This window comes from Bartonella sp. AD24XZML (assembly GCF_042196485.1).
Classification (GTDB): Bacteria; Pseudomonadota; Alphaproteobacteria; order Rhizobiales; family Rhizobiaceae; genus Bartonella.
Genome location: NZ_JBHIQH010000034.1, coordinates 86,615 through 107,280 on the forward strand (window position 1 = coordinate 86,615; position 20,666 = coordinate 107,280).

12 protein-coding genes are annotated in these 20,666 nt (G+C 35.3%); 7 read left to right on the plus strand and 5 right to left on the minus strand.

Annotated elements, in window-relative coordinates:
• Positions 1 to 475: 475 nt before the first annotated feature.
• Positions 476 to 2,491: an RNA polymerase sigma factor RpoD gene (gene rpoD, locus ACFIMX_RS03260; RefSeq protein WP_375640467.1), complete on the minus strand. Its 2,016-nt coding sequence runs from the start codon at positions 2,489 to 2,491 to the stop codon at positions 476 to 478.
• Positions 2,492 to 2,865: 374 nt separating this feature from the next.
• Complete coding sequence (gene dnaG, locus ACFIMX_RS03265; protein ID WP_375640420.1) at positions 2,866 to 4,803, minus strand: DNA primase; 1,938 nt, start codon at positions 4,801 to 4,803, stop codon at positions 2,866 to 2,868.
• A gap of 134 nt (positions 4,804 to 4,937) precedes the next feature.
• Between dnaG and ACFIMX_RS03270 the strand changes: the two genes are divergently transcribed.
• From ACFIMX_RS03270 to ubiC, 4 genes are all read left to right on the plus strand, one after another.
• Positions 4,938 to 6,155, plus strand: a complete 1,218-nt coding sequence (locus ACFIMX_RS03270) for a mechanosensitive ion channel family protein (protein WP_375640418.1) — start codon at positions 4,938 to 4,940, stop codon at positions 6,153 to 6,155.
• Positions 6,156 to 6,224: 69 nt separating this feature from the next.
• On the plus strand, positions 6,225 to 7,916 hold the full coding sequence (locus ACFIMX_RS03275) for a Na/Pi cotransporter family protein (protein WP_375640417.1): 1,692 nt from the start codon (positions 6,225 to 6,227) through the stop codon (positions 7,914 to 7,916).
• A gap of 857 nt (positions 7,917 to 8,773) precedes the next feature.
• Entirely contained in the window at positions 8,774 to 9,025 is a 252-nt protein-coding gene (locus ACFIMX_RS03280; protein WP_375611967.1) for a GlsB/YeaQ/YmgE family stress response membrane protein, read from the plus strand.
• Positions 9,026 to 10,122: 1,097 nt separating this feature from the next.
• Complete coding sequence (ubiC, locus tag ACFIMX_RS03285) at positions 10,123 to 10,629, plus strand: chorismate lyase (RefSeq protein ID WP_375640416.1); 507 nt, start codon at positions 10,123 to 10,125, stop codon at positions 10,627 to 10,629.
• Between the two features lie 675 nt (positions 10,630 to 11,304).
• Here ubiC and ACFIMX_RS03290 read toward each other — a convergent pair.
• On the minus strand, positions 11,305 to 11,757 hold the full coding sequence (locus tag ACFIMX_RS03290; RefSeq protein WP_375609255.1) for a GatB/YqeY domain-containing protein: 453 nt from the start codon (positions 11,755 to 11,757) through the stop codon (positions 11,305 to 11,307).
• A 259-nt stretch (positions 11,758 to 12,016) separates the two neighbouring features.
• On the opposite strand from ACFIMX_RS03290, the gene carA reads away from it, so the two are divergent.
• Entirely contained in the window at positions 12,017 to 13,213 is a 1,197-nt protein-coding gene (gene carA / locus ACFIMX_RS03295; protein ID WP_375618196.1) for a glutamine-hydrolyzing carbamoyl-phosphate synthase small subunit, read from the plus strand.
• Positions 13,214 to 14,083: 870 nt separating this feature from the next.
• On the opposite strand, the gene ACFIMX_RS03300 is transcribed toward carA, so the two are convergent.
• Positions 14,084 to 15,304 (minus strand): MFS transporter, encoded by a 1,221-nt coding sequence (locus ACFIMX_RS03300; protein WP_375618195.1) that lies wholly within the window; start codon positions 15,302 to 15,304, stop codon positions 14,084 to 14,086.
• A 547-nt stretch (positions 15,305 to 15,851) separates the two neighbouring features.
• Here ACFIMX_RS03300 and ACFIMX_RS03305 point away from each other — a divergent pair.
• On the plus strand, positions 15,852 to 16,691 hold the full coding sequence (locus tag ACFIMX_RS03305) for a DUF1460 domain-containing protein (protein ID WP_375694024.1): 840 nt from the start codon (positions 15,852 to 15,854) through the stop codon (positions 16,689 to 16,691).
• A 1,291-nt stretch (positions 16,692 to 17,982) separates the two neighbouring features.
• On the opposite strand, the gene ACFIMX_RS03310 is transcribed toward ACFIMX_RS03305, so the two are convergent.
• Complete coding sequence (locus tag ACFIMX_RS03310) at positions 17,983 to 18,891, minus strand: cation diffusion facilitator family transporter (RefSeq protein WP_375640413.1); 909 nt, start codon at positions 18,889 to 18,891, stop codon at positions 17,983 to 17,985.
• Positions 18,892 to 19,654: 763 nt separating this feature from the next.
• Between ACFIMX_RS03310 and ACFIMX_RS03315 the strand changes: the two genes are divergently transcribed.
• Positions 19,655 to 20,464 (plus strand): TrmH family RNA methyltransferase, encoded by an 810-nt coding sequence (locus ACFIMX_RS03315; protein WP_375640411.1) that lies wholly within the window; start codon positions 19,655 to 19,657, stop codon positions 20,462 to 20,464.
• The last annotated feature ends 202 nt before the right edge of the window (positions 20,465 to 20,666 follow it).

Genomic DNA, 20,666 nt, shown 5'->3' on the forward strand with positions numbered 1-20,666 from the left:
TCTGAATAAAAAGAGAATATTCAAAAATAGCGCATATAAATGAACATAACCTATTGAAACATCTCTTTGTAAACTTAACGAAGAATAAAATGCGTCACCTAAAATGATAGAAAAATTCCGCAAAGAATATACATTTTTCATCAAAAAGTCCGTATGTTGCAATATAAGTTTATTCCTAACAGATCTCATTTCTTAAAAACGAGCCGTGCTATACGCAAGGTAATGTTTTTATCGTTCATTTCTTGAAAGCCCCCTACTCTCTACTCCATAACCATCCTTTGCCCTATATCTATTCTTTTGAGACAGAGAAGTATAAAGCCCCAAAGCTAAGAAAAACATTAAACATCGCAAACTTTCTAGATTGTTCAAATTCTTCCTATGTTTTTCTCAAGAAAGTATCCAAGTACAACATGAAGCACCTCCCCCTTCATTAAGAAGAAGGAGGAAGTTATTAAAATGGACACGCATTCCTTATTTAAGAATCGAGAAAACTGCGCAATTTTCGTGAACGGCTAGGATGTTTCAATTTACGAAGTGCCTTTGCTTCAATTTGACGAATACGCTCTCTTGTAACTGAAAATTGTTGTCCTACTTCTTCCAACGTGTGATCTGTATTCATCCCTATTCCAAAACGCATCCGCAAAACACGTTCTTCTCGTGGTGTTAATGAAGCAAGAACGCGTGTTGTCGTATCTCGCAGATTAGCTTGGATAGCAGCATCAATTGGTAATAACGCATTCCTATCCTCAATAAAATCACCCAAATGGGAATCATCTTCATCACCAACAGGTGTTTCGAGAGAAATAGGTTCTTTTGCAATTTTAAGAACTTTTCGTACTTTTTCTAACGGCATAGAAAGCTTGCTAGATAATTCTTCTGGTGTTGGTTCTCGTCCAATTTCATGGAGAATCTGACGCGAGGTACGAACAATTTTATTAATTGTTTCAATCATATGAACAGGAATACGAATTGTACGTGCCTGATCAGCAATTGAACGTGTAATAGCTTGACGAATCCACCATGTTGCATAAGTTGAAAATTTGTAGCCGCGCCGATATTCAAACTTATCCACAGCCTTCATCAAACCGATATTGCCCTCTTGAATAAGATCAAGAAACTGCAAACCACGATTGGTGTATTTTTTTGCAATTGAAATGACAAGACGCAAATTAGATTCTACCATCTCTTTTTTTGCAATTGTTGATTCGCGTTCACCTTTCTGCACCTGCATAACAATCCGACGAAATTCACCAATCGAAATAGCCGTTTCTTGCGCAAGATTTTGTATATCACTTCGCAGTTTTTGGATTTCTTTTGCTTCACGCACCGAAAACTCTTTCCAACCAGGTGTAGGCAAAGCAGCAATATAATTCATCCAATCTGCGTCCAATTCACGCCCTTGGTATTCTTTTAAAAAGTCCTCATGGCCAATGCCATAGCTATTGGCAATCCGTTTCAACTTACCTTCATTATGAATCAATCTCTTATTGATGTCATAAAGCTGTTCAACCAAAGCTTCGATACGATTTTGGTTTAAAGAAAGAGATTTTACTGCTTGAATCAACTCACCCTTTAATTGAATATATTTCTTCTTCTGAGAAGATGTAAGGGCCCCCTCTTTACGCTCTGCCAAACTGCTTTCAACATGCTGATCTTGTAATTTTCGTAATTTTACATAGGTTTGAGCAATAAAATCCAATGTTTCCATAACTTGAGGACAAAGTTCATTTTCCATTGCAGCAAGCGATAAGTTAACATCGTCCTCGTCCTCTTCATCATCGTCTTCAATGTTTCTCTCTCCTGCGCTCTCCCCCATATTACGTATACCAGAAGACATTTTTTCTTCTACGGTCTTATCAACTTCACTTCGCTCAATAACAGGAGCCTGCTTTGCTTCTGGACCAGCATAAGTCGTTTCAAGATCAATAATTTCACGAAGAAGAATACGCTGCTCTTTTAACTCGTCACGCCAGATAATAAGAGCCTGAAAAGTTAAAGGACTCTCACAAAGTCCCGCAATCATTGTCTCACGCCCTGCTTCAATACGCTTAGCAATGGCAATTTCGCCTTCCCGCGAAAGAAGCTCAACAGCTCCCATCTCACGCAAATACATACGCACCGGATCATCCGTACGATCTGTTACTTCGCGTTTATTCGTTGTCGTTGCAATTGCGTGGTTAGAGGCTTCTACTAAATCACCCCCCTCTACCGTAACTTCTTCTTCATAATTTTCAGACTCAACTTCATCCTCATCATCCACAACATTAATCCCCATCTCAGAGAACATCGCCAAGATATCTTCAATTTGTTCGGATGTAACCTCGTCAGAAGGAAGAACTGCATTGAGTTCATCCATTGTTACGTAACCATTTTTTTTGGCAAGTTTAATCATTTTCTTGATGGCATCATCAGAAAAATCAAGAAGAGGACTATCCAAACTCGCTTGGTTTGTTACTTCTGCATTATCTTTCTGTTTAACCTTTGTTGCCATACCATAACTCCACTCGATCACTTCACAGTTTCCATGTGACCAGTTTTTTTGTTCTCACTAAAATCTACCAATAGTTACTCAATATATACTTCCTGTTAAGAGATTACCATTGGAAAGAATACATTTTGTATACGCCCTGACATCCAGACAAACTTGATACCCAGACAAAAACGCGGGAAAACTCCAGAAGTTTCCCCGACACCTCTCAGCCCTTCTGAGATAATCTCTGCACCCTATCGTAAGAACCAATTTCCCGCTTTTCCTAAAATTTACCCGCTTTTCCTAAAATTTAATTGTCATCTTTATAAAAATGTCACTCCACATAAACTTCCTCATCTAAAATTTAAGTGACTGATTCGCATTAAAAAAGCGAATCATTTTATCGTATCTTGTGTATTCCCGTCTATTTTTTCATCCAACCAACTTCCAAATCCTTCAATTAACGCTTCTGTTGCCTGCATCTGTTCCAGCTCATTTTTTACCTCACGAAGCAGATCAAAAACCTCACTCTTAGGATTTTCTACAAGTTGCTCTTCAATATCCTGTAACCTCTTATGTAGGTGGTGTTCTTGAAGATGCAAGTAGACAGCTTGTTTTAATATAGCACGTGCATTTTCTATAGGGGCTCCACCAAGGATAATACGCATACCAATATTTTGCACAAGATATTTCATACGCTCTAACAGAGCCTTTTGCCCTCTTTTTTCTAAGAATGCAACCATCGTCTCTTTATCATGAAGCTGTTGGTCCCCAAGAATTTCCAACATAGCTTGATGAAAAATTATCAATTGAGTATTTTTTAATTCTAACTCAGAAAGAATTTCAAAATTTTCATACCACAACTCAGGATAGTAAGCTAAAGTGAGTAAAATCACTGCTTCACGCAAAGGGATAGATTGCGAAGAATTTCGTACTATTTCAGAATTTGCTAACAGAGAAAAGGTTTGATCTTTAAAGGTCCTATTTGGTGAAGATTGACCATATCGCCCTTCCCCCCTTTTTTTCGAAAAAGAGGGACGAAAAAAATCAAAAAGGCGTTTTTTTACATCTTGCAAATAATAACGACGGACATCTTCATCCTTAATCGTAAAAATTTGTTGTTTTAGTTGTTTTTCTAGCGCTGCTCGTGTCTCTGGAATTTCAAAATGCTTTCCATAGGTAGCACGCCACCATAAAAGCTCACTCAAAGGAATAGCTTTTTGCAAAAAAGAAGAAAAAAGCTGTGCTCCACCAGCACAAACAATTTCATCAGGATCTTTCCCTTGTGGCAACAAAACAAAGCGTACACAAACCCCAGCCTTTAAAAGAGGCAACACACGATCAGCAACACGAAAAGCAGCTTTTAAACCAGCATCATCACCATCAAAACACAAAATAGGTTCCTTCCCCATCTGCCATAAAAGCTCAATTTGCGCTTCCGTTAATGCTGTCCCTAAGGGTGCTACAACTCCTTCAAAACCAGCTTTAGTCAATGCAATGACATCCATATACCCCTCAACAACAAGGAGTGAATGAATTTTTTCATCGCCAACAAAGCGACTATTTTTGCGAGCTGCTGCCGCGTTATAAAGTATATTTCCTTTATGAAACAGCACTGTTTCAGGGCTATTGAGATATTTTGCTCGTGTCTCTTTCTCTAATGCACGCCCTCCGAAAGCCACCACACGTCCACGCAAATCTTCGATAGGAAACATAATGCGATTTCTAAATCGGTCATAAGAATCCGCGCTCTCCTCATGCACTGAGAGAAGCCCACATTCTTCCATTTGCTTTATTAAAATGCCCCGTGCACTCAAAGCTTCTTTCAAAGCTGTACGCCTTACCGGTGCAAAACCAATGCGGAAACGCTCTACAAGCTCTGGTGTAACACCACGTGCATCCAGATAACGACGTGCTTGCATACCTCCTTTATCGCGTAAATTATATTGAAAAAAATCTGTGGCAATTTTCATCACATCATAAAGGTCAGCTTTTTCCAGTTGACGTTTATGACTTTGTGAATCCAAAATAGGGAGTTTCATTCCCGCAAAATCAGCCAAACGCTCTACACTTTCTGAAAAGTGCAGTCCATCAAGCTCACACAAAAAGGTAAAAATATCTCCACTTACACCACAACCAAAACAATAATAGCGCCCTTTATGATCATCACAATGAAAACTTGGCGTTTTTTCACCATGAAATGGACAACAACACCAAAAGTCTCCCCGTGAAGGCTTACTTTTTCGAGGATCAAAATCCACCCGTTGACCAATCACTGTTGAAATTGGGAGTCTCGTACGCAGTTCATTAAGGAAATCGGGCGGAAAACGCATTATCTCTCACAGAGTTTGAAAATTCTTTTTTGCATATTTAACGACTTTAGAGCATAATTCCAATACTTCCTCTTAAGCAGTTGTAAAATTTTAAACCCTCAACTGCATATATTTTTAGAAATGGAGAATAAAAAGTGATCGAATTTATTGCTCAATATCCGTGGTTAGAGGCTATTTCTTGGCTTGTTATTCTTATTATAGCTGCCCTTTTAGTGAACTTTCTAGGACGAAAATTACTTATTCACGGAGCAAAAAAACTCTCTTCTTTTCTCCCCAAAAATACAACGATCGATATTAATAATGCTATTCAATACATAGCGGATATCATTTCAGCTTTTATTCTTTCAATTGGTGTTAATTTTATCTCAACATTGCCCGATGCATTTAGCACTATCATCGGTAATGTTGCTAACGCCTTCATTATCTTCTTTGTCGTCCTGACAATTTCTTCCTGTCTCAATGTCATTAACATCCTTTACGAACAACGACCAACAGCACGACTAAAACCAATAAAAGGTTATATTCAAATTGCTAAAATTGCACTTTTTGCTGTTGCAACAATTTTAATGGTCGCTACATTGATTGACCGCTCCCCTCTTATTCTCTTCTCCGGTCTTGGTGCAATGGCCGCGGTTCTCATGTTAATTTTTCAAGATACGCTTCTTTCTCTCGTTGCCGGTATTCAAATTTCATCCACTGATATGGTTCGTGTTGGGGATTGGATTGAAATCCCCAATCTCGGTGCCGATGGTGATGTTATTGAAATTGCCTTGCATACTGTTAAAGTTCAAAATTTCGACAACACCATCACCTCAGTTCCTATCCGTAAACTTGTGACCGACCCTTTTAAAAATTGGCGTGGAATGCAAGAATCGGGTGGAAGACGCATCAAACGCTCTCTTTTTATTGATCAATCAAGTATCCATTTTCTCACAAAAGAAGAACAAAAATATCTTTCCCGATTTAATTTATTAGAAAATTATTTCACGCAAAAAGTAGCAGAAATTGATCAATGGAATGCTCAATTAGATAAAAATCATGATATCTTAGCCAATACGCGCCGTTTAACCAACATTGGAACTTTTCGTGCTTATGTTTTTGCTTATCTACAACAGCATCTAAACATCAACCCTAATATGACCTATATGGCACGACAATTACCTCCTACAGAAAATGGTTTACCCTTAGAAATCTATTGCTTTACGAACACCACCGTTTGGATCGACTATGAACAAATTCAAGGCGATATCTTTGATCACCTCTATTCCATTCTACCCTGTTTCGGTCTAAAGGTTTTTCAAAATCCAAGCGGTTATGATTTTAATCAAGTATTAAAAGCAAAAGTGAAATAAAAACAATAAACTTCAATTTATTAATTTGAGGCAACCACATTCACAACAACAAAGAAAGAATAAAGTATCATGAATGGTTCATTGGTACTCCTTCATCTTGCCGGCGCTATTTCTTTACTTCTCTGGGCCACACGCATGGTGCGCACAGGAGTTGAACGCGCCTATGGTGACAGACTTAAATATAAAATGTGCCACGTCATTTCAAAACCATTGTTTGCCGTAAGTTTTGGGCTTTTTACAGCAATGATTTTACAAAGCTCTACAGCAATAACACTCCTCGTTGGCTCTTTCGTTGAATCTGGTTTTGTCTCTGGAGTAGCAGGACTTATGGCTGTACGTGGAGGAGAATTAGGATCAGCAATCGTTGTAAAAATTCTCACCTATGACCTCACTCTTGTTGTACCCTTGTGTCTTTTAATTGGCACTTGTATCTTCATGGCAACAGAAAAACGTGAATGGCGTCAAATAGGACGTATTGTCATCGGTATTGGTCTTTTGATTTTATCTTTAGAAATGATAAGTACCGCGACAGAACCTTTACGTGAAAGCGAAATTTTGCCTAGCATCATTCGTTATCTTTCAAGCGATCCTATTTCCACTTTTTTGTTGGCTGCTGGCTTAACCTACCTCTTACATTCATCCATTGCAGGAATCATTTTGCTGGTCAATTTTGCCAACTACGATCTTATCCATACGCAACTCTGTGTTGTCATGGTTCTTGGTGTCAACTTTGGCTCTTCTCTTATAGCACCACTTTTAACGCGCAACGCCTCTCCTAATACCCGCCTCGTTCCCTTAGGAAATTTACTCATGCGTGGGGCAGGGTCAATCCTTATACTTATCTTATTTCTCTCCTTTCACCCTCCCATCACATGGCTTGGCAATAACGCCCCTACTCAAGTGATCAACGCCCATATCATTTTTAATGTTTTCATTCTCCTTGCTGGAATACCGCTTTCAAAATGGGTTTTAAAATTAACCACTCAGATCGTGAATATAAGTGCAAAAAAAATGCAAGCCGACAAAACGCTCAATTTATCTGATCAAACAGCTCTTGATGACAGTGTTCTTGATCGCCCAACTCTCGCCCTCTCAAATGTCATGCGTGAAGTCATTCATATTTGTGATCTTGTAGACATCATGCTAGAAAAAATTATGGGACTTTATGAAAAGCCTGATCCCAATATTATTCGTGAACTCAACCAACTCAACACCATATTGGACAAAAAACATATCGCCATCAAACTTTATCTTGCCCGATTAGCGGGACAAAAATTATCTGACGAAGAAGCTCTTCAAACGCAAGAACTTCTAGGCGCCTGTATAAAATTAGACCAAGCAGGCGATATCATTATTCATAATATGTTGATGCTGGTTAAAAAGAAACAACAAAAAGGTTTACAGTTCAGCAGCGAGGGCTGGAGTGACCTCCTTCGTTTCCACGCCATTGTACTAGCCAACGCGCATATAGCATTTAACGTTCTCGTCTCACGTGATACACACACTGCACACCTATTGGTACAAAAAAAAGATCAACTACGAAACTTAGAAAAAGAGATGAGTTTAAAACATTTTAAACGTCTGCGTGAAGGGGATCTCAAAAATGTAGAATCATCCAGTCTTCATCTCGACACTGTGCGCGACCTCAAACAAATCAACTCTCTTTTGACCTCAATGATCTACCCCATTTTAGAAGAACAGGGACTTCTTCAAAATTCTCGTCTACGCAACCCTGCTGAAGAACAAGCAGAAAAAAATTAAACTTTTCAAATAACTTGAATAAAACACACATCACATCGATTATTCAATTTTGAATATGGTCAAGATATTGATTTAATCAAAATATCTTATTATTCGACAATTTAAATGAGCTTTCTTCATCGTAAGTTTCTTTCATTTAAAATCTATTCATGATGAATTGCTCAAAGTCATTTGCTTGCACATTACAAACAAAGCAGTATATAGAATAGAACTCTTGAAGAAAGACGTAAAAATGCCTAACCATCTCAAAGCCAAAACTGTTAAACACATAAAGAATAGGTCAAGAGTATGATAGTTCTAACCTAAACCCGCCTTGTAAAAAGGGAACCGCTTCACAGTAGCAACGAAACAGAAATACTCTATAAGGAATACAAAACCCCACAAAAATGCAACGTTTATATCAAGATTGGTAGAGGTTCAACCTATACAGCCATGCTATAACGTGTCAACGAAACAGTTTTCATTTCAAAAATCATTGATATCAATTGGCAAGCTCCAAATTTTTAAATATCCATTTTGCTTATTACTTTAATCACAATTGTTTTTTAAATGTAAGAGAGAGCTTAAAAAGCTTATAAATACACTTTATGAGTTCTTAAAACATTTTCACTAATATTTTCTTCTTTTATTCATATTTCTCAATTAATTAATTTGTTTATAAATTAAAATGTATTATATAATTTATACTTATTAATTATTATATATAATATAAATGTGATTATTATTTTAATATAAAGGAAAGTAATAAGTAAAATATCTAACAGAAATATCCTTTCCACTGGGTAAAAAAGGAATAAACCTTGATTTTTACAAAGTTTACTCTAGTTACAATTTAAATTCAGGCAAAGGAGGGTATCATGGAAAATGCAAACATAGGTTGGATTGCAGCTATTATTATCGGCGGGATTGCAGGTTGGGCAGCACAGTATATTATGAAAAGCCAAACAGGAATATTGTTAAATATTATCTTAGGGATTATTGGCGCTGCGCTAGCAAGCTTTCTTTTTAGTCTTTTAGGTGTAAGTTTTGCTGGTTGGCTTGGCTATCTTATTTCAGGTTTTATAGGAGCCTGTATTCTTATATGGATAGGACAAAAAATTCGATCATAGAGTATTTATTTTTTACACCTTTTGGGATTCAATACAAAACTAGGAAACAACTAGCAGAGTTTGAAATATTCCCCTGTAACTTGTTGTTACCAATTTTGATATGATGGTGAGATGCTTAAGCTGCGATTTTAGGCATACACCATCACCGTATTATAAAACCAAATGCAGTAAAGAACTTTATAACGCACCATTTCATACCTATATAAACTTACGCATATCAGGAGAGATATGTTGCGTTACTTTAACGAAATACGAACTGATTTTTGTACCACGTGCGCAAATCCAGCTTATCTCACTGGAATAACAACCCATAAGGTTACAAAAATCACTAACGATGATTAAAGATTCTACCGTATAATGCTTAATAGCTTACACTCTATCAACAATACCCTTTTTACCAAGAAAAATCGAAGAGCTTTTTTGCATCTTAAGAAATAAAGAGAGACGGAAAGAACAAAATGATAAATAATTTTTTCTAATCTATGAAATAAAATAGTATATAAAATAAATATGAAATAATATTAATGTAACTTTATTATAGAATTAATACATATTATGTTATATGAAGTAATTTTTAACAATTTTAATAATATAATATATTTTAAAGTTTTCAAAAATATATGCATTAATATAAACTTCTTTATTATAAAGAATACGATCTCCTTTACATCTCAATTCAAAAGTTTTGAATATCTCTTCACTCTCTAAAGTATAAAATAAAGTTTTGTTCCTCTTAAAACTTCCTCTTTATATCATCTTGCATAGATGAATTTTTAGCTCTTCTTTATATGCGTTACAAACGAATTTTAAAGCACGAAACATTTTTCCCATTGCTCTCATGCGATAAAGAAATTTCCGTAACACATTGTGAAAGCGCCTTGAACAAAACATAATACTTTATTTTGCTTTTTTAAATGAAAATAATCCTATAATATATACTTCCTGCATATCTTCTTTTAAAGACCTTTGCTTTCGATTTTCCCTTTGATATCTTCCTGTTAAAATCTTACTGCTTTTATACTCCTTGTATTACAATAGAGCTATCTATTTAACCCAACATAACATATGGAATAAGACTTTAGCTGTGGAGTAAAACGATGTCTGATCTTGAAGATTCCATCTTACCACCTCTAAAGTGGTTTTCTGATCAAAGTCCTCCAATACCAGAAAACGTTCGCGATTGGCTCATGGAATCGGGCTCAATGACGCTTCGATTAAAGAAATATTGTACCTGCCTCCAAGTTCAACCACAACGCGAATGTTTTATTACGCGAGATAAATTAACAGAAGAAGCAGAGCATCTCCCCGAAAGTGCGCGTTATTGGCTACGTGAAGTCATATTAATGGGAGATAATAAACCTTGGCTCCTTGGACGCACTGTAATTCCACAAGAAACCCTCCTACACAATCAAGCCTTAATGCATTTGGGAACTGTACCTCTAGGACATTATTTATTTAACAATGACAAATTAACCCGCGATTACATTCATATTGGTCAACAAGGTGCACTATGGGCACGTCGTTCCCGCTTGCGGTTAACGGGTAAGCCATTATTGCTAACTGAACTATTTTTAACAGATTCACCACTGTATCCCCACAAATAGAGGTTACTCATTTTATTCTGCATAATTTATAGATTTTATATAGCTTATAAGGGATTTAATCAGAGAAAAGAATTTCAAAATTATCTCAAGAACACATTACAAACAGAGACTTCTTTTCAAAAGATCTTTTTATTTCATAAACTCAACTTAAAAATCTCTTCCCTAGAAAAAACGTTTTAAAGTTTTGATTTTCTTATCATTAAAACCAGCACTTGAATTAAAAAGATACACACCATATTGATAAAACCATCTATATTTAAATTTCTTGCTGAATAATCACCACTCTAAAATACGGAAACTTTTTATCAAAAAAATACTTTGAAACAGCAAAAAAGACAATAATACACTCCCCAAAATTGGAAATCTGTATCAATTACCTTAATCATCCTATTTTAAAATTTTTAACAGTGCTGACAATAGATCTTTTTAAAAAAGTAAAAACTCTATAATACTTTTGTTTTTTAATGGTCTAACAGCTTTGAAAAACAGAAAATATAATACATAAAAGATGTTTCATTGCTCTATGAGAGCCCAAAAAGTTTCGTTGATATCAAAAAGTTATTTTTTTTATAATAGTATGTGTGTACAAATAAATGAAATTTATCAACATCCTACTGACTTACAAAGGCGACGCATAATAAAAAATATTTTCCAATCCCCTTGAATTAACAAGATCTATTGCAATTTCTTACGAAGACTATTGCACACTTTAGAAAAATTCATTTGCCCCGCATACCGTTCCTTAAGCCATGCCATCACCTTACCGATATCGCGTAATTTTTCAGCCTTTGTTTGTGCCAAAGCTTCACAAAGAACCTGTTCTACTTCCATCTCCTTAAGTTGATAGGGAAGAAATTCACGAATAACTTCTATTTCTGCTTGTCCTCTCTCTGCCAATTCCAAACAACCAGACTCTTTATAGGCTCGCATCAATTCTTCACGCTGTTGAAGCATTTTAGTGAAAACAGACTGTATCTGCTGATCATCCACTTCTAGCTTCCCCTCATCATAATAAAGAATATCACGATCCCTAACTGCAGCATTCATTAAACGAAGTGTAGCAAGACGCGCACTATCTTGCGCTTTCAAAGCAGCCCTAAGAGCCCCATCAATCTGGTTACGCAACATAAATTTATCCAATTTTGTTCAAGAAGAAGATGCCTTTTAACCAATCTTTATCCATCTTGCAATGGAGGATAAAAAAAATAATTAAGGACTCGATCTTCGAAAAGCTAAAACAAGACTTTACCTCTTCATGGAATGTACTTATACTGCCTACTTCAAGCAAAACGTTACCAGAATAATATACACAGCATCTGCTAAAGGTATGATTTTTGTGTAAAGTTGATCATTATACCTTTCAGAGAATAAATTGTGGATACATACTATGATACAAGCGACTTCACCCAGCCACCCTTGGAGTATCAAAAAACCTACAGCCCTCTTAGTCTTAGCAGATGGAACCGTTATTGAAGGCAAAGGAGCAGGTGCTACAGGTATCGCTGAAGCTGAAGTGTGTTTTAACACCGCCATCACAGGCTATGAAGAAATCCTCACAGACCCGTCATACACACAACAAATCGTTAATTTTACTTTTCCTCATATAGGAAATGTAGGGGCAAATAGCGAAGATATTGAAGATCTCTCTCCTCTCAATTGTCATGGTGCTGTTGGCGCTATTTTCAAGGCAGATATTACAAATCCTTCAAATTATCGTGCCAATGAAAATCTTCATCAATGGCTTAAAATGCGTAAAATTATTGCACTTTGTGGTATTGATACACGTGCGCTCACAATTCTTATTCGTGAAAAAGGTGCGCAAAATGCTGTCATTGCACATGATTCTAATGGAAATTTTGATATTCCTTCTTTAAAGAAACGTGCGCAAAAATGGCACGGTCTCGTCAATCTTGACCTTACGAAAGATGTGACATCTCAATCATCAATGCAATGGGATGAAAAACCATGGAGTTGGAATAAAGGATACGGTACAAACAATGTGCACAATCTTCATATCATTGCAATTGACTACGGTATTAAACGTAATATTCTTCGCCTTATGGCAACACAAAAAGCCCGCATTACTGTTGTGCCTGCCCACACAACTGCAAAAGAAATTCTGGCAATGAACCCTGATGGCGTTTTTCTTTCTAATGGACCAGGAGACCCCGCAGCTACGGCTCAATATGCCATTCCAACAATCAAAACATTAATTGATCATAATTTACCAATTTTTGGAATATGTCTTGGTCATCAACTTCTCGCTCTTACAGTTGGTGCAAAGACCGTGAAAATGCACCAAGGACATCATGGTGCCAACCACCCAGTTAAAGACCTTAACACTGGAAAAGTTGAGATTGTATCGATGAATCACGGTTTTGCCGTAGATTCTGCCTCTTTACCACAACATGTTCAAGAAACACATATTTCTCTCTTTGATGGCTCAAACTGTGGTATTCGAATCATTGGAAAACCTGTTTTTTCTGTTCAATATCACCCTGAAGCTTCTCCGGGACCACAAGATAGCCACTACCTCTTTCAGCATTTTAGTGATCTCATTATGAATTATAAAAAAATATCTTAAAATAAAAAGCCTCACCTTTTAGCTTCTCTCCTTCAAATTATATCATCTTCCTACGCACAATTATATTATTTTTATACCTACAACTTATTGAATAAATATTCTTATTTATCATTCTGAAACTAAAAAGAGCGCTCTGAATAGCTTAAATTTTTCTCATTCCTCTCCTCTTAAGGTCGTATCCATCAAAATCATTGACTTCTCCCCCCAAACAAGATAAGTGGGTCGATAAAAACCATTTTTAAAAAGAGTAAAGTGCCTAACCTTCAAATAAGTATTTGATTCACAGTACAATTTTAAGCATTCTATTGTGCATGAGAAACATAATCCCTCCTAAAGAATAAAAAAAATAAAGTGTGAGACAATGCAATAAATCTCTACTTTTTAAAAGATATTGCCGTAGATGGTTTAGAAAACTGTAAAGTCGAATAAAAAAGTAATCGCAAAACAGAAAACATCTTTTCAATTTTACAAATTTATATTCTTCCAAAATGAGGTTTTCTTTTGATTCCAGAAGTTATGGCAACAAATATAAGCAATATTTTACTTCCAATTTTCCATATAAAATTTGGAATTTTTCATACAATACTGATAAATCTAACTCAGATACGTTTTAATCTTTGTTTTCAATATGCTGCTGCATTAGCATTGGATATTAATTTGCAAGCAATAGAAAAAATACGGACTCCCCTATACAAACAATATCACAAAATAAAAAAATTATTTTCACTAAAATGAGAAGGATATATCGATATTCTATACAACACTTTGTGAAATAAATATCACAAAAAACTTTCTGCCTATAAAATGATACATTTTGTTTATCTTGTGCATTCTCTAGCAAAATAGTACGTACCAGCCCCTCTCAATAAATTAACGTACCCGCAAGACAAAAATAACTGTCGCAACAACAAGAAGAAAAAAGCCTCCAACAAAAGGAGCACCAGAAAAATAAAACAGTGCATTTTTATCTGTAAAACATTCAAAAAGAAACACATAAAAAACAGAACCAAATGTTAAACTCAACGAAATAACAGATGTCATCGCTCCTTGCAGTTCTCCTTGTACATTTGTCGGTACCTGCGCTGAAGCAATAGCACGTATAGGTGCATGAACAAGATACTCAAGCATAGTACACACACAAACCATATATACCATCCACCCCTGCGTCGCGAATGTATAGCCCAGCATAGCAACAGAGGCAAACAAAAGCCCCACTATAACAATATGCCAATCACTCCATCGTTTAGAAAAATAAGGCAAAATGAGAGCGACTACAATAAATTGGCCTATCCCAAAAACACTATAGGAGAGTCCAATAGAAAAAGAACTCCAATCATAGCGTTCTTTTGCAATGAAAGCCCAAATGCTTAACCATACAGATTCCGCAAACCAATAAAGAAAAAAGACCAATAACACCCAAAGAACCATCGGGTATTGTTTCAGATGCCAAAAAGCACCTAAGGGATTTGCCCGCTTAATATCAAAAAAGCGCCTATTCCATAAAGAAAGGGTTTCTGGAAGCATAACCCAAGAAAAAATAAAATTAATGAGAGAAAAACCAGCAGCAAAATAAAACGGAATACGCGGACCAAACTGACCTAAAAAACCACCAATAAACGATCCTAAAATAAACCCCAATGCGGATGCAATGCCTAACAAACCAAAATTGCGTGTACGGGTTTTATCATCGGATATATCCGCAAGATAAGCTGTACAAGTTGCAAAACTAGCGCCACTTATCCCTGACAAAAGACGCCCGATAAATAACATAGAATAGCTCCATGCTATAGCACATATGAGATTATCAAGAGCAAAACAGATAATAGAGAGAAGCAAAATAGGACGACGACCATAACGATCAGAGAGATTGCCAATAACAGGAGCAAACAAAAACTGCATCACTGAATAAGCTGCAAGTAATTTTCCTCTTTCTACAAAAGATGTACTGACCTCTTTTCCAGTTAATTGAGAAAAATATTCAGGCAAAACAGGACAAATGATCGCAATACAAAGAATATCTAATAATAAAGTGATGAACACTAAAATGAGCCCACGCTGAACAAATTTCGGATTGAGCATTTGGTCTTGCATAACATACACACTATTTTACGCGTACAATGACTCCCCCGCTCTCTTTTAACTCCCGTTTCCTTTTAAAAGTATTCTATACCCTATACTTTTCACATACAAAATAATAACAAATTAAAAATTACAAAAAGAGTCAAGATAAAAATATAAAATTATTTTTACTTGATATATAATTATCAAATTATAAAAAATATATTTTATATTAAATGAAAAAATACTTATGAGAATAAATCATTAACAATTCCTCGTAAGACATAGAATATCAAAATAATTTTATAGATATTATGATTAATTTTATAATACATTATTACCACTTATCATACTGCTAATTTTTAAAACATCAACTCTATTAGATAAATCAATAACATATAATAATTTAAATATTTAATAATCATCGTAAAAATATATTAATACTGTAAAAACTGATTATATTTATTGAATCAATCAATATTATATGTTATTATTACATACAAATGCTAATAAGCATGAGAAAACAGTTCTTTTAGTACGTGTTGTCCGTGAACTGTTAAATTTAAAAATGGTGTATAAAATGCAAAAAATATCCCTATTAATTCTCACTTTAATGTTAGTGATAGGACGTGATGTCCAAAATTCTTATTCACAAGAGGGGGGGATAGAAAATAAAATAGAAACACAACAAACAACCAGCGTAGAGCTAGATCCCTATACTTTAAATAAATTAAATGCTCTTCTCAAAAAACGTTCAGAAATAAATGATCACGAAAAAGGAGCCATGATTGACTTTCTTTCTGAAGCTTTTTTAGGGACACCTTACCAAGCAAATATGTTACATGGCTTAGAAAATACACCAGAAAAACTGATTATTGACTTTAGAGGCTTAGATTGCTTCACTTATCTGGATTATGTTGAAGCATTGCGCAAATCAACATCCCAAACAGAATTCATAAATAACGTCATAAAAACACGTTATATTAACGGTAATGTTCATTTTTTAAATCGGAAACATTTTTTTACAGATTGGGCTTATAGAGAATATAAACTCGCCACTGATATTACCGCTGAAATAAGTCCCCATGCGGTAAAAATAGAAAAATATCTTAACAAAAAAGCTGATGGTGAAAGCTATCTACCTGGGTTGCCAGTTGTGAAACGCACGATAACGTATATTCCAAGTAACTTTATTAATGAGGAGGTTATAGGTCGTTTACAGTCTGGTGATTTCATTGGTATTTATACAAAACTTACTGGATTGGATGTAACACATGTGGGCTTCTTTATCATGACAGATAAAGGGCCAATGTTAAGAAATGCTTCTTCACGAAAAGAAAACGAAAAAGTCGTTGATTCTCCTTTTATGAATTATGTTGAAAAAACACCAGGAATCATTGTTTTAAGAGCTCTTGAATAACATCATAGCGATATGAAATATCTTCTCTATCCTTAAAATATATACTATCGTCATTCAGGTAAACATCTAACTTTGTTCAAGCTATACGGATACAATATATTTGTTTACAGTTTTAAGAGAAAAAAGTCGTTTTGATCTAACTTTGTTTATAGGTATGACAAAATCATTTTTGGAGAAATCACGGATTTATAATCACTTTATACTGGTTGAGTGATAAAGACAGAAAAAAGTCTACTATAGTATCACGCTTTCCTTTCATATTCTCAACCAAGAGTTATCTTTAGATTACCGCTAATCTGATCTTTACGAATATAACACAAAAGACACAAACGAACGTTTGTAAAAATAAGTAAAAGTAAAGCCAGATATGTTTAGTGTTGTTTCATAAAGTATTTTATAAAAATTCGATCTACCTCTCTAATTTATTGCATATAAATTTTTGACTTTATAGCATTGTTTTCCTTATAAATTCTTTGTTTTTTGTTATTGTCTATCAAATTAAAATAGCTCTAATGTAGAAGCATATTTATGATTAGGATGCACCAGTACTGTACGAGTCCTTGTAAAATTTTGATGCCAGATTGGAATGAAAATATGAAAGCATCAATTAAAACCAGTTTCTATCTTTAGCATCATTCTTTAGTTCAGCTTTGCGATTTTCTACAGCAACGACAATAATATCCTTCAAAGAGTAGAGACATGAGCATTATTTTTTTCATTCTTTAATGAGTCCCCATCCTTCATGCAATAAAGAACACTCTAAACAGAATCCATTGTATCGATAAAACAATACATTTATTAGCAACAATAATGATGATTAATCTATGATCACAAACTTTAAAACCCTATTCATAACTTTTATATAAAATTTATAATTAAATCTCATTAAACTTATTACGAAGGCTTCACTCCTCTTCGCCCTAAGCAACGAAACATCTACTCCCAACAGTCTGTAAACAGTCCGTTTTCTTAAATGGATTTAAGCTGCTAATCATTTCATGAGATTCACTTACAAAAGAATACAGCAGTAAGTCCTATTTTGAATATTTACTCCATACTCTAAAAACACTTAATAGATCAAATTTTATATGCCTTATCTCACCACACCTTAAATGACAGTGTTTTAACGAAATAGAATAAATCTTGCCTTAAATACTCTGTTTAACCTTGTATACTTGATTGATGCAAAAATAAAATCAACAAAAGAGCATCATCGTATTTTCGAGAGGTATGAATCGCTCCATCATAAAAAACAGCCATTATAACATAACAGACAATTTGAAAAATCTTTTTATATAAAAGGGATTACCGTTGTACCGGGAGGCAATTTTGCCTCATCTTCAGGCTCGACATGAATAGAAATACGTACATTATCAAATTCTTTTTGAAGAACAGCTTCGATTTTATCACAAATTTTATGTGCTTCTCCTACCTGCATTACAGCAGGCACAACCAAATGAAACTCTATAAAAGTAACCCTCCCAGCAACACGCGTCCGCAAATCATGGACCTCAAGCGCACCCGATGCATTTGCAGAAATCAGCTCCCGAATCCGCATACTTTCATTCAATTCAACGCCAACATCCATTAATCCCTGAACAGCATTTCTAATCACCTTCCAGCCCTGTAAGAGAATATTAACAGCAACGATTATCGCTAAAATTGGATCTAAAGCTCCCCATCCTCCAACAAAACCAGCAATCAAACCAATTAAAATTGCAAGCGACGTAAAAACATCAGTTATAAAATGTACTCCATCAGCTTTAAGAGCCGGTGAGCGATGGAGTTTTCCCTGCCAAATAAGAACCATTCCCCACATACAGTTTATGACAGTTGCAATAAGATGAATAGCAAGCCATATTCCAGGCTTCTGCAACAATTTAACGGTAGAAAGAGCTATCCATGCTTCTCTTAAAATAACAATTGCCGCAATAATAATGAGTACCCCTTCAAGAATTGCGGAAAAATATTCCGCTTTATGATGCCCAAAGGGATGATCATGATCTGCTGGCTTCATACTCACTTTAACAGCCCACCATGCTGCCAATGACGCAAGGATATTAACGATTGATTCCAATGCATCAGAATAAAGTGCAACCGAACCTGTGATGTGATATGCCCAATATTTCAAAGCAAAAACAATACACGCAATAAAAATAGAGTATAAAGTTAAGCTTTGTATATTGATTTTTACATCCATGAACCTCATCCTTTTCTTCACGAAATAGGGAATTAATATTTTCAACCATATCATTATACTTTTGGCATAACGACGATCTTTCCTCAATATTACAGAAGCTTCATCATACAATAAACGCCTCAGCTCACCATTATTATCGTAAAAACTGCTTAGTTACACGAACAGCACCAATAAATAAAGAAGAGAGAAAATAATAGAACGAAGAGCTTTCCCAAGAGCAATCAAACACATAACCTTCATTATTAATCGTTTTCTGAATAACTTAAAGCCATCTCACTTCTCATAAACGAAAAACTTGTTTTTGCTCAAATCTATCATAATCATGCATTTTTTTAGTCTTATGATATGCATTATAACCCATCTATAAGCCATCTTTGCACCTTAGAAAAAATATCTTAGCACTCTACTGTAACCTTACAGATCAACTGGATTTTAAAATATGATTTACTAAAAAATTTAGATATAGAAATGAAGAACAATGATTACCCTCAAAAAAAGAATCTGGGCATTGGGGACCCAGATTCTTTTCCCTTAGAAATTAAGGGCATACAGAACTTGGGAAATAGCGGGGACCCAAGACACTGCACCCGATACGAGAAAAATATATGATTCCGTATCAGTATTTTCACATTATACCTATGGTTGCATATTGTCAACATAAATTCTACCATAAGTTTTAAAAAAGTATTTTTTATCTCTTCTTTTAAAATAAAAAAAATTCTAACATCTGGAAATCATAAGAAAAAAGCACTAAAAATCTCGCATGCATTTGAATATCACAACAATCAATGAAACAGATGATCCACGCCTAAAAGCCTATCATAATATCCGTGAAAAAGATCTTGTTGGACGGCAACATCAATTTATTGCTGAAGGCAAAGTAACTTTGTCCGCATTACTGCACTCAAAAGAGTTTTCTGCCATCTCACTGCTTATCGTAGCAAACCGTCTCTCTGGACTTCTACCGCTTTTAGAAAAAACACAGCCCCTATGTCCCATTTATTGCGTTCCACAAAAAGTTATGAATAATATCACCGGTTTCCATGTTCATCGTGGTGTTCTGGGTATTGGTAAACGCAAAATACTGCCATCTTTACAAAGTTTTTTACAATATCTTCCAGAAAAAGCTTTGATTCTTATTTTATGTGGTATCTCGAATCACGATAATATGGGATCAATTTTTCGTAATGCAGCAGCCTTTGCCAGTAATGGCATTATTGTCGACAAAACCTCATGCGATCCACTTTATCGCAAATCAATAAGAGTTTCTGCCGGCGCTGCTTTAAAAGTACCCTATACACAAAACGCTGATATAGATGACATTATAGCTGCTCTAAACGATGAAAACTTTCATCTTTATGCACTCTCCCCTTCTGCCTCACACACTCTCAAACAAGCCAACAAAACCAAAAGAATGGCACTTATTTTTGGAACAGAAGGCGATGGCTTACCACCCCATATACTACAACAATCAAACACCTTACGTATTCCCATGACTGACGGTTTTGACAGCCTTAATGTTGCCACAGCCTCAGGTATTGCACTTGCTCATTTTACCAACTTTGACCACTAAAGATGATAACACTTCAAGTTATAGAACATACCTAATGTTGTGTGTTATCTACCAGTCTCCAATAATATTGCCGTTCCTTAGCCTTTGAAAGCATTGATAAAAAACATTTTACATTTTTTTCATCACTTTCCACACCCTAACCCCACTTATGACGTGCAGAAGATATAATGTGATGGATTCAATCATAAAACAAATTTTCAAT

Bases quoted from the DNA above. Each gene is read 5' to 3' on its own strand.
- rpoD (WP_375640467.1), bottom strand. From the start codon at position 2,491: ATGGCAACAAAGGTTAAACAGAAAGATAATGCAGAAGTAACAAACCAA.
- dnaG (WP_375640420.1), bottom strand. From the start codon at position 4,803: ATGCGTTTTCCGCCCGATTTCCTTAATGAACTGCGTACGAGACTCCCA.
- ACFIMX_RS03275 (WP_375640417.1), top strand. From the start codon at position 6,225: ATGAATGGTTCATTGGTACTCCTTCATCTTGCCGGCGCTATTTCTTTA.
- ACFIMX_RS03280 (WP_375611967.1), top strand. From the start codon at position 8,774: ATGGAAAATGCAAACATAGGTTGGATTGCAGCTATTATTATCGGCGGG.
- ubiC (WP_375640416.1), top strand. From the start codon at position 10,123: ATGTCTGATCTTGAAGATTCCATCTTACCACCTCTAAAGTGGTTTTCT.
- ACFIMX_RS03290 (WP_375609255.1), bottom strand. From the start codon at position 11,757: ATGTTGCGTAACCAGATTGATGGGGCTCTTAGGGCTGCTTTGAAAGCG.
- carA (WP_375618196.1), top strand. From the start codon at position 12,017: ATGATACAAGCGACTTCACCCAGCCACCCTTGGAGTATCAAAAAACCT.
- ACFIMX_RS03300 (WP_375618195.1), bottom strand. From the start codon at position 15,304: ATGCAAGACCAAATGCTCAATCCGAAATTTGTTCAGCGTGGGCTCATT.
- ACFIMX_RS03305 (WP_375694024.1), top strand. From the start codon at position 15,852: ATGCAAAAAATATCCCTATTAATTCTCACTTTAATGTTAGTGATAGGA.
- ACFIMX_RS03310 (WP_375640413.1), bottom strand. From the start codon at position 18,891: ATGGATGTAAAAATCAATATACAAAGCTTAACTTTATACTCTATTTTT.
- ACFIMX_RS03315 (WP_375640411.1), top strand. From the start codon at position 19,655: ATGCATTTGAATATCACAACAATCAATGAAACAGATGATCCACGCCTA.